19 protein-coding genes are annotated in these 23,656 nt (G+C 71.9%); 8 read left to right on the top strand and 11 right to left on the bottom strand.

Annotated features, from left to right (window positions below):
• The first annotated feature begins 27 nt into the window (after positions 1 to 27).
• From ADEH_RS03250 to ADEH_RS03215, 8 genes are all read left to right on the top strand, one after another.
• Complete coding sequence (locus ADEH_RS03250; protein WP_011419693.1) at positions 28 to 948, top strand: hypothetical protein; 921 nt, start codon at positions 28 to 30, stop codon at positions 946 to 948.
• On the top strand, positions 945 to 1,706 hold the full coding sequence (locus ADEH_RS03245) for an ABC transporter permease (RefSeq protein ID WP_011419692.1): 762 nt from the start codon (positions 945 to 947) through the stop codon (positions 1,704 to 1,706). Before ADEH_RS03250 ends, ADEH_RS03245 begins: the two co-directional genes overlap by 4 nt.
• A gap of 10 nt (positions 1,707 to 1,716) precedes the next feature.
• Positions 1,717 to 3,417 (top strand): tetratricopeptide repeat protein, encoded by a 1,701-nt coding sequence (locus ADEH_RS03240; protein ID WP_011419691.1) that lies wholly within the window; start codon positions 1,717 to 1,719, stop codon positions 3,415 to 3,417.
• A gap of 177 nt (positions 3,418 to 3,594) precedes the next feature.
• Complete coding sequence (locus ADEH_RS03235) at positions 3,595 to 4,251, top strand: prepilin-type N-terminal cleavage/methylation domain-containing protein (protein ID WP_011419690.1); 657 nt, start codon at positions 3,595 to 3,597, stop codon at positions 4,249 to 4,251.
• A complete protein-coding gene (locus ADEH_RS03230; RefSeq protein ID WP_011419689.1) occupies positions 4,248 to 4,850 on the top strand; it encodes a hypothetical protein in 603 nt (200 codons plus the stop codon). The genes ADEH_RS03235 and ADEH_RS03230 overlap by 4 nt, the downstream gene beginning before the upstream one ends.
• 4 nt (positions 4,851 to 4,854) lie before the next feature.
• Complete coding sequence (locus ADEH_RS03225; RefSeq protein WP_011419688.1) at positions 4,855 to 6,126, top strand: PilW family protein; 1,272 nt, start codon at positions 4,855 to 4,857, stop codon at positions 6,124 to 6,126.
• Positions 6,127 to 6,138: 12 nt separating this feature from the next.
• Positions 6,139 to 6,642 carry a pilus assembly PilX family protein gene (locus tag ADEH_RS03220; protein WP_011419687.1) on the top strand — a complete coding sequence of 168 codons (504 nt, stop codon included), beginning with the start codon at positions 6,139 to 6,141 and terminating at the stop codon, positions 6,640 to 6,642.
• 10 nt (positions 6,643 to 6,652) lie between these two features.
• Complete coding sequence (locus ADEH_RS03215) at positions 6,653 to 11,821, top strand: pilus assembly protein PilY (protein WP_011419686.1); 5,169 nt, start codon at positions 6,653 to 6,655, stop codon at positions 11,819 to 11,821.
• A 21-nt stretch (positions 11,822 to 11,842) separates the two neighbouring features.
• Here the strand turns inward: ADEH_RS03215 and ADEH_RS03210 are convergent, their stop codons facing one another.
• From ADEH_RS03210 to ADEH_RS03160, 11 genes are all read right to left on the bottom strand, one after another.
• Positions 11,843 to 13,225, bottom strand: coding sequence for a sigma-54-dependent transcriptional regulator (locus tag ADEH_RS03210; protein WP_011419685.1), 1,383 nt, complete (start codon positions 13,223 to 13,225; stop codon positions 11,843 to 11,845).
• Positions 13,226 to 13,237: 12 nt separating this feature from the next.
• Positions 13,238 to 14,818, bottom strand: coding sequence for a two-component system sensor histidine kinase NtrB (locus ADEH_RS03205; RefSeq protein ID WP_011419684.1), 1,581 nt, complete (start codon positions 14,816 to 14,818; stop codon positions 13,238 to 13,240).
• A gap of 13 nt (positions 14,819 to 14,831) precedes the next feature.
• Complete coding sequence (locus ADEH_RS03200; protein WP_011419683.1) at positions 14,832 to 16,085, bottom strand: type II secretion system F family protein; 1,254 nt, start codon at positions 16,083 to 16,085, stop codon at positions 14,832 to 14,834.
• Between the two features lie 68 nt (positions 16,086 to 16,153).
• Positions 16,154 to 17,254 carry a type IV pilus twitching motility protein PilT gene (locus ADEH_RS03195; protein WP_011419682.1) on the bottom strand — a complete coding sequence of 367 codons (1,101 nt, stop codon included), beginning with the start codon at positions 17,252 to 17,254 and terminating at the stop codon, positions 16,154 to 16,156.
• Between the two features lie 13 nt (positions 17,255 to 17,267).
• A complete protein-coding gene (pilB, locus tag ADEH_RS03190) occupies positions 17,268 to 18,974 on the bottom strand; it encodes a type IV-A pilus assembly ATPase PilB (RefSeq protein WP_011419681.1) in 1,707 nt (568 codons plus the stop codon).
• Positions 18,975 to 19,148: 174 nt separating this feature from the next.
• Positions 19,149 to 20,120: a riboflavin biosynthesis protein RibF gene (gene ribF, locus ADEH_RS03185; protein WP_011419680.1), complete on the bottom strand. Its 972-nt coding sequence runs from the start codon at positions 20,118 to 20,120 to the stop codon at positions 19,149 to 19,151.
• A gap of 75 nt (positions 20,121 to 20,195) precedes the next feature.
• Positions 20,196 to 20,600, bottom strand: coding sequence for a cytidine deaminase (locus tag ADEH_RS03180; protein WP_011419679.1), 405 nt, complete (start codon positions 20,598 to 20,600; stop codon positions 20,196 to 20,198).
• Positions 20,601 to 20,604: 4 nt separating this feature from the next.
• Positions 20,605 to 20,958 carry a PilZ domain-containing protein gene (locus tag ADEH_RS03175; protein WP_011419678.1) on the bottom strand — a complete coding sequence of 118 codons (354 nt, stop codon included), beginning with the start codon at positions 20,956 to 20,958 and terminating at the stop codon, positions 20,605 to 20,607.
• Between the two features lie 46 nt (positions 20,959 to 21,004).
• Complete coding sequence (locus tag ADEH_RS03170) at positions 21,005 to 21,853, bottom strand: purine-nucleoside phosphorylase (protein ID WP_011419677.1); 849 nt, start codon at positions 21,851 to 21,853, stop codon at positions 21,005 to 21,007.
• Positions 21,850 to 23,157, bottom strand: a complete 1,308-nt coding sequence (locus ADEH_RS03165) for a thymidine phosphorylase (protein ID WP_011419676.1) — start codon at positions 23,155 to 23,157, stop codon at positions 21,850 to 21,852. Before ADEH_RS03165 ends, ADEH_RS03170 begins: the two co-directional genes overlap by 4 nt.
• A 94-nt stretch (positions 23,158 to 23,251) precedes the next feature.
• Positions 23,252 to 23,635, bottom strand: a complete 384-nt coding sequence (locus tag ADEH_RS03160; protein WP_011419675.1) for a response regulator — start codon at positions 23,633 to 23,635, stop codon at positions 23,252 to 23,254.
• Positions 23,636 to 23,656: the final 21 nt, after the last annotated feature.

The raw sequence follows: 23,656 nt of genomic DNA, 5'->3' as shown, positions 1-23,656 counted from the left end.
GGGGGCGCTGCCCTCTTCTTTTTCCAGATGAGCCTCGGTCGCCAGAAGGTCCTCGGTCTCGCCGCGCTGCTGCTCGCCGCGGGCGCCTGCGCGCTGGCCGCACGGCTCCCGGTGGCGGCGCAGCGCGCCTACGACCTCGGGCCGGTGCCGACGAGCGCCGCCCTTCGATGGGCCTCCTTCGGCCACCCGACGCTGGCGGCGAACCTCTGGTGGCTGCGCGCCGTGCAGTACATGGGTGACCCACGCGCCGACCAGCGCGGCTGGGAGAAGCTCTTCCCGGCGCTCGATCTCGTGACGGACCTCGATCCGGCGCACGGGTATGCGTACCAGGTCGGCGGGAACATGCTCGCGTCCGCGGGGCGGGTCGGGGAGTCGAACCGGCTGCTCGAGAAGGGGATCGCGCAGGCACCGGATCGCTACCTCATCCCGTTCCAGCGCGCGGTGAACGCCTTCCTCTACGAGGGCGACTATGCGGAGGCGGGAGCCTGGTTCCGGCGCGCAGCGCAGGTGCCGGGCGCGCCTTCCGAACGGATGCTGCAGTACGCGGCCGCGATGTACGCGAAGGGCAGCGCGCACGATACCGGCGTCGCCCTCCTCCAGGACCTGCTCCGATCGGCCGAGGACGAGGAGTCGCGCAAGGCCGTCCGGAAGCAACTCCAGCAGGTGCTCCTGGAGCGCGACGCCTCCCGGCTGGAGCTGGCCGCGGCGGACTGGCGCGCGCGTTACGGGTTCGCGCCGGTGGCGCTGTCGCAGCTCGTCCGCGACGACCTGATCGCGGAGATCCCCGCCGATCCCTTCGGCGGCGTCTACTACCTCGCTCCGGACGGGCGCGTGCGGTCGTCGGCCAGCGAGTACCGCTACGAGGCCCCCATGAGCGCCGCCCAGCGCGCCGCGCTCATCGGCGCCGCCTCCGGCGCGGCGCGGGCGGCGACGGAGAGTGCCCCATGAGCAAGGTCCTGGCGATCGCGATCGTGTCGGTGCGCGAGGCGCTGCGGCGCAGGCTGCACGTCAACCTCCTCCTGTTCGCGATCCTCCTGGTGCTCGCCAGCCTGCTGGCGTCGTCGCTCACCGTCGGCCACGCGCACCGGATCGCGGCGGACCTCGGCCTCACCGCGATGGAGCTGATGGGCTCGCTCACGGCAGTCTTCCTCGGCGCGGGCTTCGTGGCGGGGGACGTGGAGCGCCGGGTCGTCTACCCCATGGTCGCCAAGCCGGTGGCCCGGGCGGAGTACCTGCTCGGGAGGTATCTCGGCCTGGCCGCGACGCTCTGGCTGAACCTCGCCGCGATGGCGGCGACGCTCGCGGGGCTCCTGTCGCTGCAGGCCGGCTCGCTCGACGTGGTGAACGCGCAGCTCCTGTCCGCCTTCGCGATGCTCGGGGTGCAGTTCCTGGTGGTCGCCGCGATCGCCGTCGCGTTCTCGTCGTTCACCACGCCGACGCTCGCCGCCATCTTCGCGCTCGCGCTGACGCTCGCCGGCCACATGTCGAACGACCTCCGGACCCTGTGGCAGGGCGCCGGCGCCTCCGTCGGGCGCGTCATCTGGTACGTCCTGCCGAACCTGTCGGCCCTCTCGCTCAACGAGCACGTGATCTACGGCACCCCGGTGCCGGCATCGGCCTGGCTCGCGTGCGCGTACGGCGTCCTGTACGCGGGGGCGATCCTCGCGATCGCCGCCGCGGTGTTCGAGCGGCGCGACTTCCGGTAGGAGCGCTCCAGTGACCGCCACGCTCGAGCCCGCCGGGGGGGGCCGCCCGCGTCACTGGCAGGCGCTCGCGGCGATCGCCGCCCTGGGCGTCCTCGCGTACGCGAACTCGCTCGACGCGGCGTTCGTGTTCGACGACATCCGGGTGGTCCGGGACGACCCTCGCCTGCGAGACCTCCTGTGGTGGCTCACGCCGGACGGCTACCACGCGGCCCCGAACCGGGTGGCCGCCTACGTCAGCTTCGCGATCAACCACCGCCTGGGCGGCACGGCGCCGTTCGGCTTCCACGCGTTCAACCTGGCGGTGCACCTGGGCGCCTCCGCCCTCGTCTACGCGCTCGGCGTGCTCGCGTTCCGTGCGCCCCGGCTCGCGCCCTCGGTGCTGGCGCCCCAGGCGCGCACCGTCGCGATGGTCGCCGCCGCCATCTTCGTCGCGCACCCGCTCCAGACGCAGGCCGTCACTTACGTCGTGCAGCGCATGACGTCGCTCGCCGCGATGTTCTACCTGCTCGCGGTCGTCGCCTACCTGGCCTGGCGGCTGGGCGTCGCGTCCGGCGGGGGCCGAAGGAGCGGCGCGCTGGTGTACGGTGGCGCGGTGCTGGCCGGCCTGCTCGCCGTGCGGACGAAGGAGATCGCGATCACGCTGCCGGCGGCGATCCTGCTCTGCGAGGTGACGCTGTTCGATCGCCCGCGCCTCCTCCCCGCGCTCCCGTTCTTCGCCGCCGCGGCGCTGATCCCGCTGTCGCTCGTGGGCCACGCCGGACCGTCCCCGGCCGCGCTGGTCGAGAGCGCCTCGTCGGTCACGCGCGTGCAGACGGACCTGGGGCGGCTCGAGTACCTCGCGACGCAGCTCCCGGTGATCGTGACCTACCTGTTCATGCTCCTGGTCCCGATCGGCCAGAACATCGATCACGATTACCCCGTGTACCGGACGCTGCTCGCGCCGGAGGTCATGTCCGCGGCGGTGGTGCTGGGCGCCATGGCCGCGACCGCCGCGTACGCGTACCTGCGCACGTCGGCGGCCAGCCGGCGCCCGCTGGACCCGGCGGCGCGCCTCGCGGGCGGCTGCGCCGCCTGGTGGTTCCTGACGCTCTCGGTCGAGTCGAGCGTGATCCCGATCGTGGACGTGATCAACGAGCACCGGGTGTACCTCCCGTCCGTCGGGTTCGCCGTCGCCGCGTCCATGGGCATCGCGCTGGCGGCCCGGAGGGTCGCCGGGGCCGAGGTGGCGGCGCGCGCCACCGCGCTGGCCGGGCTCGCGATCGCGCTGCTGCTGGCGGCCGCGACGGTGGCGCGCAATCGCGTCTGGGCGAGCGAGGTCACCCTGTGGGCGGACTCGGCCTCGAAGTCCCCCGACAAGATGCGGCCCAACCTGAACCTCGGCACCGCGCTCGTGGAGGCGGGCCGGCCGCGCGAGGCGGAGGCGCCGCTGCGGCGCGCAGCCGCGCTGGATCCCGCGTCGGCGCTCCCGCGGGTCCAGCTCGCAGGCGTGCTCCTCCGGCAGCGGCGGACGCAGGAGGCCGAGCACGAGCTCCGCGAGGCGCTCCGGCTGGCGCCGACCGATCCGGAGGTGCTGTTCAACCTCGGGATGCTGCTGTCGCGCACCGGACGCGCCGAGGAGGCGCGACCGCTGCTGGCCCGCTTCGTCGAGACCGCGCCCGCGGCGTACGCGGGCGCCCGAAGGATCGCGGCCGAGCGCCTGGCGCGCCCATGACGTGCGCCGCGGCAGCACCGCGCAGCGCGGCGCCGCTGTCGGCCGTCGGCGCACAGACAAACTTTGAACAGCGCTTCACGGTTTGACGTGCGGCGGTCGCCGGGGCCTGGAGAATTCCCCTCGTTCCGGCAGCTTGCGAACGGACGCGACGGCCGGAACCTTGCTTGTGCTCGCGGCATGGACCGGAGACGCCACGGCTTCACGCTCGTCGAGGCGGCGATCGTCATCGCCGTCATCGCCGCGCTCGCTGCGCTCGCGGGCTCGTCGTTCGCCGCCGCCAAGCGCAATGCGAACGCCGCCTCGGCGGCGTTCGACCTCGGCCTGCGCCTCCAGGCGCTGAAGACCCAGGCGCTCAACGAGCAGCGGGAGCTGGTGGCCGTCCTGACCAACGCGGCCGATGGCACGGGCGAGGGCTGTGGGTTCTTCTCCGAGCAGAACTGCGTCCGGCTGTTCGTGCTCGAGCCCGAGGCCGGCTGGTCGCTCGCCGGCTTCGATCCCGCGAGCCCCGCCAGCCAGGCGGCCGTGGTCGATACGGTCGCGCTGCCGCAGGGGCAGTTCTTCGATCTCGGGCAGGCCGGCGTGGCGGCCGACGCGCCGTTCGACCAGGTGAAGGTCTTCGACCCGGCCGTCACCACCGACGGCCGCCTGGCGATCCGGTTCGGCGCCAACGGCGAGGTCCGGCCGGTGTACGCAGGCGCCTCGCACCCCTACCTCGGTGGGGTTGCGTTGGCCCTCGCGACCTCCGCCGAGCTGGGCGCCGGTCACCGGCGGCGGGTGGTGGTGTCCTTCCCGACCGGCATCCTCAAGACCGCGACGTACCAGGGGACGCCATGACGCGCGAACGGAGCGCAGGCATGCGCGGGGTCACGCTCATCGAGGCGATGATCTCGCTCACGCTCCTGCTCATCGGGATCCTCGGGATGATGCGCCTGCAGATCGTCGGCATCACGTCCAACCAGGGTGCGCGGTCGAACGGCACGGCCCAGGAGCTGGCGCGCGAGCTCGCGGCGGGGCTGGAGCGCCTCGATCCGTCGCTCGACGCGCTCCTGGTCGCGGACACCATCTCGGACGCGCCCCCCGGCGGCTTCGGGGACCCGCTGGACGCCTCGGGGAACCTCGCCACGTCCGGCTGGCGCGACTGGGACGACGCCTATCTCACCGGCACGACCTCCGGCTACCCGGCCCTCAAGGTCGTGGGCGTCCGGCCGGACTCCGCGCTCGAGTCGGATCCCGCCGATCCCTCCAAGCCGCTCTACCGGCGGCGCTGGTCGATCTGGCAGGTCGCCACCTCCAACACGGCGTCGGGCGTCCGGCTCGCGGCCGTGTCCGTCGTGTATCGCGAGCGGACCATCACGCGGCCGCGGGTCGTCACGCTCTACGTCCAGATCCCGAACCTGGGCGCATCGACGGTCAACGCCTCCGCCTACCGGTGAACGCATGACCCGCTCCCGCCGTGGCTTCACGCTCATCGAGATCATGATCGCGACCGGCGTCGCCGCCATCGTGCTGACCGCCGTGATCGCCGCCTCCAGCTCGCAGCAGCGCGCCTTCTTCGGCGGCCAGAAGCAGCGCGCCACCCAGGGGAACGCGCGCGCGGCGCTGCTCTACCTCGAGCAGAAGCTCCCGCTCGCCGGCTGGGGGCTGGACGGCTCCCTCGCGCTCGACTTCCAGTTCTACGCACCCGGCTTCTGCCCCGCGGACATGACGTGCCCGGTGGGCCGGGACAGCGTCGGCGACGCGGACGAGCTGGTGTTCTACGCCCGCGACCCGGCGTACTGGGTTCCGCCGGAGGGGCACGCGGGCGCGCTGCGCGGGAACGCCTGGACCTTCGTGGCGCTGCCCGACGCCGCGCACGCGACGCTGGAGGCCCGCGCCGGCGACGACTTCCTCAGGGGCCAGATCCTCCAGGTCGTCTGCCCCGGCGAGCTCCGGTACGCGTACTTCACCGTGAAGAGCCGCAAGCCGGTCACGTCGGCCGGAAACGTGGACGTGGAGCTCGAGGACGTGGTCCTGACCGATCCGTTCCGCCGCCAGGACGTCGCCGCGAGCATGGCCGGCTGCCGCACCTTCCTGGTGAACCGCTACCGGTTCCACGTCCGCCCGGTGGCTCGCGCCGACGGCAGCTACGACCCCTACCTGGTGCTGGATCGCGGCCTGGACCTGACCGGTGCCGCGGACGGCTCCCCGGACGGCGCGGTGGACGAGAAGGACGAGGTGATCCTCGCCGAGGGCATCGAGGCGTTCCAGGTGGCCTACGTGTTCGCCAACCCGGCCATCGCGCCCGCCGGCGCGGAGGCCGGGACGGCCATCACGTTCGGCGAGGCGAACGACGATCAGAGCGTGCTCGCCGACGGTGCGATCATCCCGACGAAGTTCAGCGGATCGGCAACCGCCACGACCAAGGCCGCGTACACGCCCTCCAGCTTCTACTCGTACCGGTACTCGGATCCGATCCGCCAGACCAAGCACCAGGCCAACATCCGGGCGGTGCGGCTCGCCCTGGTCGCGCGCTCGCCGGAGCCCGATCCCTCGGCCCGCGCGACGTTCGTGGTGGACTCGTCCTTCGCCCTGCTGAACCAGTCCGGTGCGCCGGACTGGGTGACGGGCGCGCCGAAGATCGCGAGCGGCACCGACGGCTTCCAGCGCACGCGGGTCGAGGCCGTGGTGAACCTTCCCAACATGACCGTTCGTTCCATCACCGGGTTCTAGCGCGAGGCTGGCATGTCCCTCTCACGTCCCCTGCCACGCCGCGCGAGCGGCTCCACCCTCATCCTCACCGTGATCCTGCTGATGGTGCTGGCGGTGATCGGCGTGGCCGCGGTCTCCCTCGGCTCGCAGGAGCGGATCAACGCATCGGGCAAGACCCAGCGCGACCAGCTCTACGCGTGCGCGGCCGCGGCGCGCCTGCAGATCTGGGCGGAGCTGGCCCGATACGGCCGCGGGTACCTGGAGTCGGGCAACGTGGCCGGCTCGGTGACCCTGCCCGACGGGACCGTGCTCACCGCGCCCTCGCACTACGACAGCGACCCGGACGTCACCGTCAGCTCGGTGGTGCTCAAGAACACGGTGACGACGGCGTCCACTCCGACGGCCACCGACCTCACCAACTCCTTCAACTTCATGCAGGGCCTGAACACCGCGACCGGCTACACGGTGGTCGCGAAGTGCAAGGACCGGCGCGGCCGTCCGCTCGAGGTCGAGTTCGTGACGGCCATCATCCTGTAGGAGGCGGACCATGCGCATTCGCAAGCCCCTCGCGTTCGTCCTCCGCGCCGCCGGCCTGGCGGCGGTGATGCTGCTGCTCACGCCCGGCGACACCCGCTCGCAGACCACCTGCGGCGACGACGCCGCGCGCAACCTGATGGTCTCGAGCCTGATGGACACCTGGCTCAACCCGCCCGCCGGCGAGGACCAGCAGTTCATCACCCGGGAGGACACCACCTTCCCGAACATCATGTTCCTGCTGGACACCTCCGGCTCGATGCAGCGGCTGCCGCCGGATGGCCCCGCCTCCCTCGGCGGCTCGAGCCAGGCCTGCACGGCGGACTCGCAGTGCCCGGCGCGGTACACGTGCGCGAGCGGCCACTGCGCGCCCGCGCTGCCGGCCGGCGCCCTCGTCGACGACCCGGCCAGCACCACCCAGCAGACCGCCGCGTTCGCCTCGGCGCGCGTGGTGGGGTGCGACGACGACCCGGTGTTCAATGCCACGCCGAACGTGGGTGACAACCCCATGCTGGCGTCGATCCCCGCGCGGCGCTTCTACACGCCGTGCGGCAGCGCCGCGACGGTGGCGATCGGCAGCGGGTACGCCGGCCACGCCAGCGTGGTCACGGGTGGCGTGGACTACGCGCGCGAGTACATCAACTGTCCGTACTACACCTCGTCCAACAACCAGCAGACCGGCGGCCTCGGCTTCGACCCGGACTTCTACTCGCAGTCGCCGAGCGGTACCGAGACCACCGCGAACGGCAAGCCGGCGTTCTTCGGCCGGGATCTCGTGTTCCACGACGCCAACTACGTCCCGGTGGTCACGGGCGAGTGGACCTACGAGAACAACAACCTGGCCTTCAAGACCAACTTCGGCAACGGCTGGACCGACAACGCGGTCTTCCCGGCCCGGCGGACCAACAACGACCCCGCGACCATCGCGGAGTTCTGCGCCACGCAGGGGACCACGCTCCAGGGCCTGCGCACCCGCGCCGAGGTCTGCCAGTCCTGCCTCGAGAAGAAGGGCTGGTACTACGACGGCGTCGTCCTCGAGGACACGAACGGCGATCGGTTCCCGTCCATCTGGTACACGGGCAACTACCTCAACTTCTTCCCGCCCAAGTTCCTGGTGGCGCGCAAGACCATCAAGGACGTCATCGCGAAGCGCAGCCGGATCCGCATGGCGCTCGCGACCTTCAACTACCCGAGCGGCTGGACGCTGCAGAAGGAGTTCAACCCGAGCTGCCAGATGGAGTTCAACACGACCTCCAACTTCGACAGCAACCGGGCCGCCTTCGTCAGCGCGGTGAACGCGGTCACCAGCTTCCAGGGCGGCACGCCGCTCGCCATGTCGCTGTTCGACGTGGGCCGCTACTACCACTCCCCGGCCCTGCCGTGGTTCGGGCAGAGCTGGGAGAAGAGCAGCTCGTCGTACGAGTCCTCGTCGAACGCGAACCAGTACTCGATCTGCTACCTGTGCCAGACCTCGTCGGTGGTCCTGCTCACCGACGGCGAGCCGTCGCCCGGGAGCGGCCTGACGCCGAACGACGGCGACCGGCTCCCGACGGGCAGCACCACGCTCGCGGACACCACCAGCGGCAAGTACGCCGGCGCGACCTCCACGGGCATCCAGGGCATCGCCTCGACGGACTGCCCTCAGTGCGCGAACTTCAGCGGCGAGAACGCCTGGAAGGACAACCTCGCGAAGGTCGCCTGGTACATGCACAACATGGACCTGCGCGACAACGCCGAGAGCACCTGGGACTGCAAGAAGAACGGCGGGAAGCAGGTCCTCGACACGTACACGGTCGGCTTCGCCACCCGGCAGCTCCCGGACGCAAGGACCATCCTCCACGCCGCGGCGGAGGCGGGCGGAGGCAAGTTCGTCCCGGCCGAGAACCCGCAGACGCTCGCCGAGGGGCTCACCTACATCCTCGAGAAGATCAACGAGCGCGCCACCTCCTTCTCGGTCGCCACGGTCTCCACCCTCCAGACCACCTCGGGTCGCGCGGTGATCGTCCCCCGGTTCGAGCCGAAGAACGGGTCCAGCCGCTGGCGCGGCCACGTGCTCCGCTTCGACCTCTACAGCGAGTTCGTGAACGCCTGCGACGCGAAGCTCGACGGCACCGGGACCGGTGACCTCGACTGCGACGGCTCGTGCACGAGCGTGTTCCTCCAGGACAAGTCCACGACCACCAGCCAGTCCGGCGACTTCATCACCGAGGACGGCGCCGGCAACTTCGTGAAGTCCGACCCTGGCACCACGCCGGTGTGCTCGCAGGCCCCGAAGTGCGCGAGCGTGGCCGGAAAGAGCTGCTCCGTGGCGAGCAGCGCGCCCGCCAACCCTTGGTGGGACGCCGGCGCGCTGCTCGCCGGCACCGGCACGTCCCAGAAGTGGAAGTCGCGGCGCGTCTACACCGTGGTGGACGACACCGGCGACGGCAAGATCGACGGGAGCGATCGCGTCATCCGGCTCCAGGCGGACGATACGGCCGCCAGCGCGATCATGCCGTACCTCGGCCTGGGCGGCGGGACGGTGTGCAACGCGCTCGCGACGGAGTTCCAGAACGCCGGCGCCTCGACGTTCGCCGCGAGCGTCCAGGGCTCGACCGTCGAGGCGCGCACGGCCTGCACCAAGGCCTTCATCCGCCTGGTGCTCGGCGCCGACCTCTTCAACTCGATGAAGCGCGGCGCGTACCCGCCGTCGTCCATGGACGACCTGTGGGACCGCGACTGGATGCTCGGCGACGTCTTCCACTCCTCGCCGGTGGTGGTCGATCCGCCGCTCCCCCGCGACGGCGTCATCTGCCCGAACGGCCTCTCCAACCAGTGCCTGCAGTCGCTCTGGGACACGCCCACGAAGAACGGGAAGGACGCCTACGACGGCTACTCCAAGAGCACGGCCTACAAGGACAGGGCCAAGCTCGTGCTGGTGGGCGCCAACGACGGCCTCCTGCACGCGTTCCACGCGGGCGCGTGGCACGGAAACCCGACCCCCGGCGTGCACAACGGGACCGCCGACGACCCGTCCACCACCGCGGTGGACGAGTCCTTGCCGCCGTTCAACGGCTACTACGACCGCGGCACCGGCGAGGAGCTCTGGGCCTTCCTGCCGCCCGACATGCTCGCGAAGCTGCGCCTGCTCATCGAGCCGAAGCACCAGTTCTTCGTGGACGGCACCGCCATGGTGCGCGACGTCTGGGTCGACGGCACCGGCAACTCGCTTGGGACCGGGATCCGGAACGACGTCAAGGAGGCGGGCGAGTACCACACGGTGGCGGTGGTCGGCGAGCGGCGCGGCGGCACGCACTACTTCGCGCTCGACGTGACCGACGCGAGCGGGAGCACGGACGTGCCCGAGTTCCTCTGGATCTACCCGCAGCCGAACGATCCGGAGACGCTGGAGTTCGCCGAGAGCTACGACGACTTCCTGCCGCGCGCCCCGCCCATCGGCCCGGTGCGGCTCGAGGCCGACGCCGCCACCGGCGCCGCCACCAGCGACACCCCCAGGATGAGCGTGGGCACCGGCGAGGTGGCCTACCACGAGCGCTGGGTCGTGTTCCTGAACGGCGGCTTCGACCCGCAGTACGTCCGCGGCCGCGGCGTCCACATGGTGGACGTCTGGACCGGCAAGGAGGTCTTCGACTTCTCGTACGACGCGACCCACGCGGTGAAGCAGTACCTCCGCTTCCCGGTCCCGGCGGTGGTGGGCATGGTCGGCTGGGGCGGTGGCGCCCGGCGCGCGTCCGGCGAGACCAACGACTACTTCTTCGACACCGCCACGTTCGGCGACGCCGGCGGCCAGCTCTGGGCGCTGCGCTTCCACCGCCCAGGCAAGCTCGGCACGAGCGGAAAGGTCGAGAACTGGTACGGCGGGCGCATCTTCCAGATGGGCACGCAGAACCAGGACTGCCGGTTCTGCGGCGGCCAGCCGTTCTTCTACATGACCGCCAACATCCCGCTGCCGTCGAACGGCGCCTACCGCGTCTTCGCGGGCACGGGCGACCGCTACAACCTGCTCGACAAGGACGGCGGCACCTGCGGACCGGACAACGTCCGCGCGTGCGTCCTGCGCGGCTGCAAGGTCGAGATGCCGCTGGAGGCGACGGCGACCGATCCCATGGGCGGCAACCTCTTCGAGAGCTACGGCCTCGGCGGGATCAAGCGAGGGCTCTCGCACTCGACCTGCGGCACGAGCACCAACGTCCTCACCGCGAGCGGCAGCGAGGGCTCGGGCCCCGCCTGCGCCGCCGCGGGCGCGACGGTGGTGAGCGCGCGGGCCCAGATCAAGATCTGGTGCCCGCAGCCGAGCAGCACGACGGCGGTGCCGACCACCGAGAAGAAGATGACCGCGAGCTGCACGTTCAACGCGGACGGCTACGACTGCCGGCCCGGGATCGAGAGCCGCGGCGCCGAGATCGCCCTCGACGGCCAGATCAGCCGGGGCAACTTCTTCTACTCGCTGCTCGTGTTCGACGAGACGGGCCCGCGCGCGCCGTTCGACAGCGCGACCACCGCGGCGGCGTACGACGGCGCGCGCCTGTGGCTCAACCAGACCGGCGTCGATGCGTCCTACGGCTTCTCCGGATCGGCGACCAGCGGGCTCGTCACCATCTCCGCCACGGCGACGAACCCGAGCCCGCTCGCGGACGCGAGCTCGCCCGGCTGGGCGATCTACTACAACCAGGGGCCGACGGTGGAGGCCGACGGCTACACGTACAACGTGTACTGGGCCGACGAGCGGACCTCGTCGGGCACGTCCACCCTCGGCGACATCTACTGGAACACGGTGCAGCGCGCGACCGGCACCATCGACGCCACGTCCTGCGTGCACGGCTCGGAGAAGCCGGTCTCGAAGTGCGGCACCACCGAGGCGCGGCGGATCGCCACCAAGTACGGCGCCAACATCGAGACCGGCGGGCTGCCGTCGCGGTTCAAGGACGCGGACGGCAACGTGGTCCGCTCGGTCAAGGCGGCGTTGCTCGTGCCGACCCAGGCCGACCAGCCGACGGTGTTCGTGAACCAGGCCGGCCAGATCGCGGTGGGCCTCACCGCGGTGAACCCGGAGCGCGGCGCGACGAACGTCGGCATGACGGACCCGATCGATCCGACGATGGACTTCGGGTTCATGGAGGTGAGCGAGCCCTTGCACGCCTGCCGGCACGCGGCCACCTCCGACGCCGCCACCTGCGAGTGACCGGACGGGATCGCCGGCGGCTCAGCGGCCGGCGATCCCGAACTTGGCCAGGCGGTAACGCAGCGAGCGGAAGGTGAGCGAGAGCACGCGCGCGGCCTCGGTCTTGACGCCGCCGGTGCGCTCCAGCGCCTGCTCCAGCAGGGCGCGCTCGATCGCGTCGAGATGCGCCTGGAGGTCCATCCCGGTCTCGGGCAGCGCAGGGGCGCCCGCCGCCGAAGCGGTCGCGGACGCGCCGCGCAGGGCGGGCGGGAGGTCCCCCGCGAGGATCCGGCCTCCTTCGCAGAGGGTGAGCGCGCGCTCGACCACGTTGGCGAGCTCCCGCACGTTCCCGGGGTAGTCGTGCGCCAGGAGCAGCCGCTCCGCCTCGGAGCTCAGCGCCGGCCGCGTCCGGCCCTGCTCCTCGGCGAACCGCGCCAGGAAGTGCTCGACGAACAGCGGCAGGTCCTCGCGCCGCTCGCGCAGGGCGGGCATGCGGAGCTGGATGACGTTGAGCCGGTAGTAGAGGTCCTCGCGGAACCGGCCCGTCCGGACCTCCTCGGCCAGGTCGCGGTTGGTGGCGGCGACGATGCGCGCGGAGAAGCCCAGGTCGGCGCTCCCGCCCACCCGGCGGATCTTCCGCTCCTGCAGCGCGCGCAGGAGCTTCACCTGCACGGGCGGCGGCAGCTCGCCGACCTCGTCCAGGAACAGCGTCCCGGCCCCGGCGACCTCGAAGAGCCCCGCCTTCGCCTCGGTCGCGCCGGTGAAGCTGCCCTTCTGGTGGCCGAACAGCTCGCTCTCGATCAGGCCCTCGGGGATCGCCCCGCAGTTGATCGCGACGAACGGCTGCCGGTGCCCGGCGCGGGCGTGGATGGCGCGCGCCACCACCTCCTTGCCGGTCCCGCTCTCGCCGCTGATGAGCACCGTGGTCCGGGTGCGCGCCAGCTTCTCCACGAGGGCGCGGACCTCCTCGATGGCGGGAGACCGCCCGATGAGCTCGGCGTCCTGCCCGTCGCCGCCACGCCGGCCCACCGTGTGCCGCAGCACCCGGTTCTCGGCGACCAGGCCCCGGCGCTCGAGCGCCTTCTCGACCACCAGCTTCAGCTCCTCCACCTTGAAGGGCTTCAGCACGTAGTCGTAGGCGCCGAGCTTCATCGCCTGGATGGCGTTCTCGGTGGTCGCGAACGCGGTGAGGATGATCACCTCGGTGCCGGGCGCCTCGCGCTTCACCGCCTGGAGCAGCTGGATGCCGCTCTCCGCGCCCAGGCGCAGGTCGGACACCACGAGATCGAGATCGCCATCGGCGGCGCACGCGAGCGCGCCCTCGAGGCTCGCGGCCGCGACCACCTCGTGGCCCTGCTTGCGGAGCAGGATCTCGAGGAACTCGCGCATCGACTGCTCGTCGTCCACCACCAGGATCTTCGCCATGGCGACCGGATCCTACCCCGTCTGCGCGACGCCCGCGGGGCCGGGCAGGTGGACGGTGAACCGGGCGCCCTCGCCCGGCGTCGAGCGGACCTCGACGCGGCCGCCGTGCGCGTCCACGATTCGCTGCACGACCGCGAGCCCGAGCCCCGTGCCGCGCTCCTTGGTGGTGTGGAACGGGAGGAAGATGCGCTCCAGCTCCGCCGCCGGGATCCCGGGACCGTCGTCCCCGACGGCGAACCAGGCGCCGCCGTCCTCGACGCCGCAGGAGACCTCGATGCGCGCGCCTCGCCCGTCGCCCAGCGCCTGGGCGGCGTTCCGCAGGAGGTTCCAGACCACCTGGCGGATCTGATCGGGATCGCAGGCCGCCGGCGCCGGGTCCAGCGAGCGCGCCACGAGGAGCCCCACGGCGGCGGGATCGTGCGCGAACACCCGGAGCGCGTCGTCGAGGAGGCCGGACAGCTCCACGGAGCCCGGTCGCAGCGGGGCCGGGCGCGCGAAGCGCAGGAACTCCGTCACCAGCTCGTCGAGCCGGGACGCCTCGCGCAGCACGATGTCGAGGAGCCGCCGCTCGTCTCCGTCGGGCGCCGCCTGCGCGCGCAGCAGCTCCACCGAGCCTGCCATGGAGGCCAGGGGGTTGCGCAGCTCGTGCGCCAGGCCCGCGGCCACGCGGCCCAGGTCCGCGAGCCGCTCGCTGCGCTGGAAGGCCTGCTCCATCGTGCGGAGACGCGTGAGATCCTGGAAGATGGCGGCCGACCCGATCCCGGTGCCGCCGCGCCCCACCAGCGGGAACATGGTGTACCCGAGCGTGAGCCGCTCCCCGCGCGCGTTCACCCACTCGATCTCGTCGCGCCCGGTCCCGGCCTGGAACGGCAGCACCTCCCGGACCGGCTGCCCGAGCGCCCGCTCCATGGGGATCCCGGTCACCTGCTCCGCCGCGGCGTTGAGGAAGGTCACGCGCTCGGCCCGATCCACCGTCACGAGCCCGCTGGTCAGCGACTGCACGATGGACTCGTGCAGCGCGGTGATGGCCTCGAGATCGCCCTCCCGCTCGGCCAGGCGCTCGCCCGCGCTGCGGAGCATCTCGGCGAGGTACGACGCCAGCGCAGCCGTGACCAGGAACGCGGTGCCGTGCGCGAAAACGGTCACGACCGGCACGGCCCCGGGCCGCCAGGTGGCGGCGAGCATCACCAGGTAGCCGAGCAGCGCCATCCCGGCCGCGGCCATCGCGCCGCGGCGGTAGAGCAGGATCGCGCCGTTCACGACCGCCAGCGAGAACATGAAGACGAACACGCTCTCGACGCCGCCGGTGAGCGCCCCCACCGCCGTCGCGATCGCGACGTCGAGCGCGATCTGCACGTACGCGACCGCGACCAGGCCGGTGTTGCGGCGCAGGGCGACGGCGAAGACCAGCGAGCCCGCGTACGTCGCGCCGACCACGCCGTAGAGCGGCGCGAGGTAGCCACCCGCCTCACCACCGACCTGCCAGCCGACCAGCGCCGTGCCGCCGAGCAGCACGGTGACGGTCACCAGGCGGAAGAAGGTGAGCCAGACGAGCTTTCGATGAAGCCCCGGCTCTGCCCCGGACCCGCTCATCCTGTCCCGTCGCCTACTTGATGGTCCCGGCGATGTTGAAGATCGGCATGTACATCGCGATCATGAAGAACCCGACGGTCCCGCCCAGGAACACCATCATGAGCGGCTCGATCATGCTGGTGAGCGCGCCGACCGCGACGTCCACCTCGTCGTCGTAGAAGTCGGCGATCTTGTTGAGCATGGCGTCCATCGCGCCGGTGGCCTCGCCCACGCCGATCATCTGCACCACCATGGCCGGGAACACCTTGGTCTCGGCGAGCGGGCCGGCGATGTTCTTCCCTTCGGAGATCTTGGCGCGGACGTACAGGATGCCCCGCTCGATGGTCCGGTTGCCGGCCGACTTCGCCACGATCTCGAGCGCGTCGAGGATCGGCACGCCCGAGGACAGCATCGTGCCGAGCGTGCGCGTGAACCGCGCCACCGCCACCTTGCGGACGAGCGGCCCGAACACCGGCAACTTCAGCACCGTGTCGTGCCAGATCTCCTGGCCCCGCCCCTTCCGCGTGGCGGCCTTGAACGCGACGAACAGGCCGACCGGCACGCCGACGTAGACGAACCAGTAGTTCCGGAACCCGTGCGAGATGTCGATGAGCAGCTGCGTCGGCGCCGGCATCGCGCCGCCGAAGTCCTTGAACATCTTCTCGAAGGTCGGGACCACGAACGCGATCAGGATCCCCACCACGCTGACCGCGACGGTGAGCACGATGGCCGGGTACACCATCGCGCCCTTCACCCGGCGGCTCAGCTTCTCGTTCTTCTCGATGTACGCGCCGAGGCGCTGCAGGATGGTGTCGAGGATGCCGCCGATCTCTCCGGCGCGGACGAGCTGCACGAACAGCTCGTCGAAGACCTTCGGGTGCTCCCCGAGCGCGTCTGCGAAGGTCGAGCCCGACTCGACCTTGACCTTGACCGTCGAGAGGACCTTGCGGAACTCGACGTTGTCGGCCTGGGTCGCGATGATGTCGAGCGCCTGCACCAGCGGCAAGCCGGCGTCGATCATCACCGAGAACTGGCGGGTGAAGACGAGCAGGTCCTTGGTGGTGACGCCGCCGAACCCCGGGATCTTGAGCTGGATCTCCTTCGGCTTCCTGCGCACCTTCTCCGGCTCGATGCCCATCTGCCGGAGGCGGGCCTGCACGGCGGCGGCGTCCTGCGCCTCCATCTCGCCGGAGCGCACCTCGCCCTGCCGGGTCTTGCCGGACCACTTCCACACCTTGGCCGGCGTGGCTGCCCGGGTCTTCACGTTCGCGGCTGCGGCCTGGGCCATGGTCTCCTCACGAAGCGACGGCCCCCGCATCCTAGCGCGGGGGTGGGATCGGGTCGAATCCGGGGCGCCTACCGCGCCGCACCTTGCGGCGGGCCGCGCAGCGCGGCGCCGCTCGCGATGATGTTCTTCAGCTCCTCGGCGTCCGAGGAGCGGCCGAGCGCCTCCTCCAGCGTGATGAGGCGCTTCGCGAACGCCATCGCGAGGCTCTGGTTGAAGGTCTGCATGCCGAACTTGGCCTGGCCGACCTGCATCTGCGAGTAGACCTGGTGCACCTTGTCCTCGCGGATGAGGTTCCGGATGGCGGGGTTCGGGACCATCACCTCGATGATGAGCACGCGGCCGGGGCCGCCGGCCCTGGGCAGCAGGTTCTGGGTGAGCACGCCCTCCAGCACGAAGGAGAGCTGCGCGCGGACCTGCGGCTGCTGGTAGGGCGGGAAGACGTCGAGGATGCGGTTGATGGTCTGGACCGCGCTGTTCGTGTGCAGCGTCGCGAACGCGAGGTGGCCGGTCTCGGAGATCACCAGCGCCGCCTCGATGGTCTCGAGGTCGCGCATCTCGCCGACCAGCACGACGTCGGGATCCTGGCGGAGGATGTACTTGAGCGCCTTCTTGAACGAGGCGGTGTCCGCCCCGACCTCGCGCTGGTTCACCACGCAGTTCTTGTGCGGGTGCAGGTACTCGATCGGATCCTCGATCGTGATGATGTGCTCGTGCCGGTCGGTGTTGATCTTGTCGATGATCGACGCGAGCGTGGTGGACTTGCCGGAGCCGGTGGGGCCGGTGACGAGCACCAGGCCGCGCGGCTTCCTGGCCAGCTCGGCCACGATGGGCGGCAGGCCCAGCTCCTGGAAGGTGAGGATCTTGAACGGGATGGTGCGGAACGCGCCGGCGACCGCGCCGCGCTGCATGAAGACGTTGGCGCGGAAGCGGGAGAGCCCCTTCACGCCGAAGGAGAGGTCGAGCTCGCTCTCCTCCTCGAACTTGTGCTTCTGCGCGTCGGTCAGGATCGAGTAGCAGAGCTGCTTCGTCTCGACCGGCGAGAGCGGCGGGGTCTTGAGCGGCACCAGCTTGCCGTCGATGCGGAGCTGGGGCGGGGAGCCGGTGGTGACGTGGAGGTCGGAGGCCCCCTTCTCGACCATGGCCTTCAGGAGCTGGTGCAGGTTCGCCAAGGGGGACCGCCTCCTAGAACTTGTCCGGCGCGGTGTTGCCGACCGCCTCGGCGAGGCTGGTCATGCCGGACTTCACCTTGTTGAGCGCGCTCATGCGCAGCGTGTGGAAGCCGAGGCGGATCGCCTCCTGCTTCAGCTCGGCGGCGGAGCAGCCCTGGATCACGAGCTCCTTCAGCCCGTCCCAGAGCGGCATCACCTCGTACACCGCCACGCGCCCCTTGTAGCCGCGGTCGTTGCAGGCCTTGCAGCCGCCCGGCTCGTACACCTGGAACGAGCCGATCTGCTCGGCGGGGAACCCGGCGTCGAGCAGCGCCTGCTCGTCGGGCGCCACCGGCTTGCGGCACTCCGGGCAGAGCCGGCGGCAGAGCCGCTGCGCCACGATCGCGTTCAGCGACGCGGTCACCAGGAACGGCTCGATGCCCATGTTGAGGAGGCGGGAGACGGTGCCGGGCGCGTCGTTGGTGTGCAGCGTGGAGAGCACGAGGTGGCCGGTGAGCGCCGCCTTCACGCCGATCTCGGCGGTCTCGAAGTCGCGGATCTCGCCGACCATGATGATGTCGGGGTCCTGCCGCAGGAAGCTGCGCAGCGCGGCCGCGAAGTTGAGGCCGATGTCCTCGTGCATCTGGACCTGGTTGATGCCGAAGAAGTTGAACTCCACCGGGTCCTCGGCGGTGGAGATGTTCCAGGCGACCTCGTTCAGCTTGGAGAGCGCCGAGTAGAGCGTGGTGGTCTTGCCGGAGCCGGTGGGGCCGGTGACGAGCACCATGCCGTACGGCCGGTCGATCGCCTCCATGAAGTCCTTGAGCTGCTGCTCCTCGAACCCGAGCTTCGTCATGTCGAGCTGCAGGTTCGACTTGTCGAGGAGGCGCATCACCACCTTCTCGCCGAACAGCGTCGGGCAGATGGAGACGCGGAAGTCCATCTCCTTGCCCTTGCCCAGCTTCAGCTTGATGCGCCCGTCCTGCGGCAGCCGGCGCTCGGAGATGTCGAGCTCCGACATGATCTTCAGGCGCGAGATGATGGCGTTCCGCAGCTTCATGGGCGGCTTCATCACCTCGTACAGCACGCCGTCGATGCGGAAGCGGACGCGGAAGTCCTTCTCGTAGGGCTCGACGTGGATGTCCGAGGCGCCCTTCTTGATGGCGTCGAGCAGGATGAGGTTCACCAGCTTGACGACCGGCGCCTCCTCCGCGCTCTTCTCGAGGTCGACGACGTTCATGTCGTCGCCGTCGGCCTCGATGATCGCGACCTCGGAGTCGTCGAAGCCCTGCATCACCTCGTCGAGATCGGGCCCCTTCTCCGCGTAGTACTTCTCGATCGCCTCGCGGATGGCCTGCTCGGAGGCGACCACCACCTCGACGTTGTAGCCGGTGAGGAACTTGACGTCGTCGATGGCGAAGATGTTGGACGGGTCGCTCATCGCCACGATGAGCGAGGAGCCGGCGCGGTTCACCGGGATGACCTGGTGCTTCTCCGCGGTCGCCTTGGGGACGAGCTTCAGCACCTCCTCGTCGATGTCGAAGTCCTTCAGCGAGATCGCCGGGACGCCGTACTGCTTCGAGAGGAAGCCGGTGAGGTCGCTCTCGGCGATCGCGCCCTGCTTCACGAGCAGCGAGCCGATGCGCCCTCCGGTCTTGCGCTGCTCGTCCTGGGCCTTCTGCAGCTGCTGCAGGGAGATGAGGTTCTCCCGCACCAGCAGTTCGCCGAGCCGTCCGGACATGTCGTCTTTGACCTCGTTGCGTTCGCCGGAGCGCGGCGGGATCCGCGCGGGGAGCGCAGCGACCTTAACAGGCGCTTCCTGGGAGGGTCAAGGAACGGGCCAGGTCGAAGCCCGCGATTTGCAAGGAGAAAGCGCCACCGTCCCTACATCGGACCCGACCGGCGCCGGCGCGGCTCAGCCCGCGAGCACCCGGTGCGCCGCCTCGACGTCGCGGGCGATCTGCGCGCGCAGCGCCTCCACCGACGGGAAGCGCTGCTCGTCGCGCAGGCGCGCCAGGAAGGCGAGCCGCATGGGGGTGCCGTAGAGGTCCCGGCCGTCGAAGTCGAACAGGTGCGCCTCGGCGACGGGCGACGCCCCCGACTCCACGGTGGGTTTCACGCCCACGTTGCACACGCCGCCGTGGACCGAGGCGCCGGACAGGCCGGTCTCGCGGTGCGCGCCGCCCAGCTCCGCGCGGACCACGTAGACGCCGTTCGCGGGGAGCAGGCCCGTGGTCGCCACGTTCGCGGTGGGGAACCCGAAGCCGCGCCCGCGGCCGGCCCCGCGCGCCACCTCGCCGTCGAGGTCGTAGGGGCGCGTCAGCAGCTGCGCGGCCGCCTCCACGTTCCCCTCGCGCAGGAACTCGCGGACCTTGGTGGACGAGACCACCAGGCCGTCCACCGTGACCGGGTCCACCACGTGGAGCGAGATGCCGTGCCGCTCCAGCAGCGGGCGGAGCGCGTCCACGCGGGCCCGGTCGCGGCCCGCGGTGAAGTCCCAGCCCACCACCACGTCGGCCACCTCGAGCCGGCCGGCCAGGTCGCGCGCCGTGAACTCGGCCGCGGGCGTGCCGGCGTAGCCGAGGTCGAACGGCTGGACCACCGCGGCGTCCAGCCCGAGGCCGGCGAGCAGCTCGAGCTTGCGCGGCAGCGGCGTGATCACCCGCGGGGCGAGCTGCGGCCGGAGCACGCGGACCGGGTGCGGCTCGAAGGTGAGCACGCCGGCGTTGCGGCCGCGCGAGGCGGCCCAGGCGCGCGCCACCTCCGCGAGCTTCTGGTGCCCGAGGTGGACGCCGTCGAAGTTCCCGATCGCGACCGCGCCGCCGCGGAGCACGCCCGCGGCGGCCGCCTGCTCGAGGGAGCGGAAGACCTGCACGCCGCCGTTCATAGGGCCGGGGGCCGGCGGCGTCAATCGCGCGCGCGTGCGGGCCGTTCGCCCGCGCGCGCGGGCCGGGCGCGCGGCCTACAGGAACCGGCGCCCGAACGCGCTGGGGAGCAGCGCGCCGAGGGTGGTCTCGACGCGGGCGCCGCGCGCGCCGGCGAGCACCACCGGGAGGTCCGGCCCGCCGAACTCGGCGAGCGTCTGGAGGCACGCGCCGCAGGGCGGCGTCGGCGGGCTCGTGCCGCTCGCCACCACCACCGCGTCCAGCCGGCGTGCCCCGGCGGCGACGGCCGCGGCGACCGCGGCGCGCTCGGCGCAGACGGTGAGGCCGTAGCTCGCGTTCTCGACGTTGCACCCTGCGTGAATGGCCCCGCCGGCGCGCACCGCCGCCCCCACCCGGAAGCGCGAGTACGGGGCGTAGGCGCGGCCGCGCGCGGCGCGCGCGGCACGGACGAGCTCGCCGTGGGACCGGGCCCGGGGCGCCACGCGCTCAGGCCTGCTGGAGGAAGCGCGCGATGGCGAGCTCCGCGCCGAGCGGGATCTCCACGAAGCGCAGGTGGGTTCCGAAGCGCTCGTCCTCGCGCGTGACCCCGAGCACCTCGGCCACCGCGCGGATCTCCCCGCCGTGGCCGGGCAGGATGAAGCGCAGCTCGAACCGGCTGCCCTCGGGCGGGTGGAGGCCGTCGAAGTACACGCCGCCCAGCGCCAGGTTGCCCCGGCGCGGCTCGAAGGAGCCGCCCAGCGCGGCGTCGCGCACCAGCAGCTCCAGCGGCACCCGGCCGCTGTCGCGTCGATCCGCCTCCGGCGTCACCGCCGGTCCACCTGCCGCGTTCGGCTCACGCATGCGCTTCACCTCGGGATCGCGAGGCTAGCAGCGCCCGGCGGCGCCATCAACGCCCGGCCCGTGCGAGGAACGCCGACACCAGCGCCCCCAGCCGGTCCCTGACGCGGTCGGCGGTCGCGGCCACCTCCGCGTGCGTCAGCGGCTTCCGCACCAGCCCGGCGGCGTGGTTCGTCACCACCGACAGCCCCGCCACCGGAACGCCCATGTGGCGCGCCGCGATCACCTCCGGGACGGTGGACATGCCCACCAGGTCCGCGCCGAGCGCGCGGAGCATGCGCACCTCGGCGGGCGTCTCGTACGAGGGTCCGAGCATGCAGGCGTACACCCCGCGGCCCAGCGGGAACCCGAGCTCCGCCGCGATCGCGTCCAGCAGCCCGCCCAGCCGCTCGTCGTAGGCCTCGGACATGTCCGGGAAGCGCGGCCCGAGCCGGTCCAGGTTCTCGCCGACGAGCGGGTTCTGGCCGGAGAGGTTCAGGTGATCCGTGATGCGCACCAGGTCGCCGGGCCCGAGCGCGGGGTTCACCCCGCCGGCCGCGTTGGTGACGAGCAGCGCGCGGATGCCGAGGCCGCACAGCACCCGGGCGCCGAAGGCGACGTCCTCCGGCGACCAGCCCTCGTACGCGTGCACCCGCCCCTGCATGGCGGCGACGGGCACCGGGCCGCCCTCCGCCTCGAGCGCTCCCAGCACCAGCCGCCCGGGGTGGCCCACCACCTTGGCGACCGGAAAGCCCGGGATGCGCTCGTACGGGATGACCACCGGACGCTGCAGGCGCTCGGCGAACGCGGACAGGCCGGAGCCCAGGATGACGCCGGCGACGGGGGCGGCCTCGGCCTGGCCGCGCACCCAGGCGAGCGCGTACGAGAGCCGGGTGGAGAGATCGGCGCGCCGGGTCATGCCATCCTCTCGAGGAACAGGGGCGCCGCCGCGGGTGCGGCCGGGCCGATGCGGTACGCGCCGGCGAGCCGGGCGACGATGCGCTCGCGGGGCTCGCTCCGCGGACCGTGGTGGACGAGGCAGAGCGGCTCGCCCCGCTCGACGCGGTCGCCCAGCTTCCGCTCGACGAGGATGCCCACCGCCGGATCGACGGGGTCCTCCACCCGGGCGCGCCCGGCGCCGAGCGCGACCGCGGCGAGCCCCACCGCCTCGGTGTCCACCGCCTGCACGAAGCCCGCGGCGGGCGCGGGGACCGGGTAGGGGTCCGCGGCGCGCGGCAGCCGCGACGGGTCGCGGATCGCGGCGACGTCGCCGCCCTGCGCCGCCACGATCTCCTCCAGCTTCGCGAGCCCGCTCCCGTCGGCGATGGCGCGCTCCACCGCCGCGCGCGCCGCGGCGAGCTCCGCCGCGACCCCGCCGGCGAGCAGCATCTCCGCGGTGAGCTCGACCGTCACCGCGCGCAGGTCCGCCGGCCCGCCGCCGCGCAGCAGCTCGAGCACCTCGGCGACCTCCAGCGCGTTCCCCACCGCCCGGCCGAGCGGCTGGTCCATGGCGGTGAGCAGCGCGGTGACGCGCTTGCCCATCCCGCGCCCGATCGCGGCGAGCGTGCGCGCCAGCGCGCGCGCGTCCTCGGGCCGCTTCATGAACGCGCCGGAGCCGACCTTCACGTCGAGCACGAGCGCGTCGATCCCCTCGGCCAGCTTCTTCGACATGATCGAGGCGGCGATGAGCGGGATCGACTCCACCGTGGCGGTCACGTCGCGCAGCGCGTACAGCTTCCGGTCCGCCGGCGCGAGGCGCGCGGTCTGCCCGATCAGGCAGGCGCCGACCTCGCGCACCAGCGCGCGGAAGCGCTCCACCGGCAGGTCCACCCGGAAGCCCGGGATCGCCTCCAGCTTGTCGAGCGTGCCGCCGGTGTGGCCCAGGCCGCGCCCCGAGATCATCGGCACCTTGACGCCGCAGGCCGCCGCGAGCGGCGCGAGCGCGAGCGAGACCTTGTCGCCCACGCCGCCGGTGGAGTGCTTGTCCACCTTCGCGCCCGGGATGTCGGACAGGTCGAGCACGTCGCCGGAGCGGAGCATCGCCTCGGTCAGCGCGCGCACCTCGCCGTCGTCCATGCCGCGGAAGAACACGGCCATGCAGAACGCCGCCATCTGGTAGTCGGGCACCTCGCCGCGGGTGAACCCGTCCACCAGCGCCGCGATGGCGTCCGCGGGCAGGGGCCTGCCGTCGCGCTTCGCGTGGATGATCTCGTAGGCGCGCAAGCGGCCCTCCCGGCGCCCGGCGTCGGCGCGTGGTCCCGAGCCTAGCGCAGGGCGCGGCGCCGCGCGACGGCGGCGGCGGGGCCCGGGCGGGCGTTCACCAGATGATCGACTCGACCAGCTCGTCCACCATGTCGCCGAGCCGCTCGATGCCGTGCGACTTGGAGAGGAAGCCGTCGGCGCCGGCCTGCTCGGCGATGGGCTCGAGCTCCTCGTCGGTCTTCGAGCTGAACAGGATGATGGGGATCTTCTCGGTGTGGAAGTCCTGCTTCAGCACCCGCACGATGTCCTTGCCCGAGATGTCCGGCATCATGAGGTCGGTGAGGATCACCTCCGGCTGGAACCCGTCCAGCTGCGCCTGGAACTCGAGCAGGTTCGAGGCGGCGGCGACGCGGTAGCCGCGATCCTCGAGCACGGCCTTCTCCATCTCGAGCGTGATCGCCGAGTCGTCCAGCAGGAGGATGCGCTTCTTCTCGGCCATGTCGATTCGCCTCCCGCCGGG

The sequence above is a fragment of the Anaeromyxobacter dehalogenans 2CP-C genome, from assembly GCF_000013385.1.
Lineage (GTDB): Bacteria > Myxococcota > Myxococcia > Myxococcales > Anaeromyxobacteraceae > Anaeromyxobacter > Anaeromyxobacter dehalogenans_B.
Note: the sequence above shows the minus strand (reverse complement) of the source record. Positions and strands in the feature narration are given on the sequence as shown.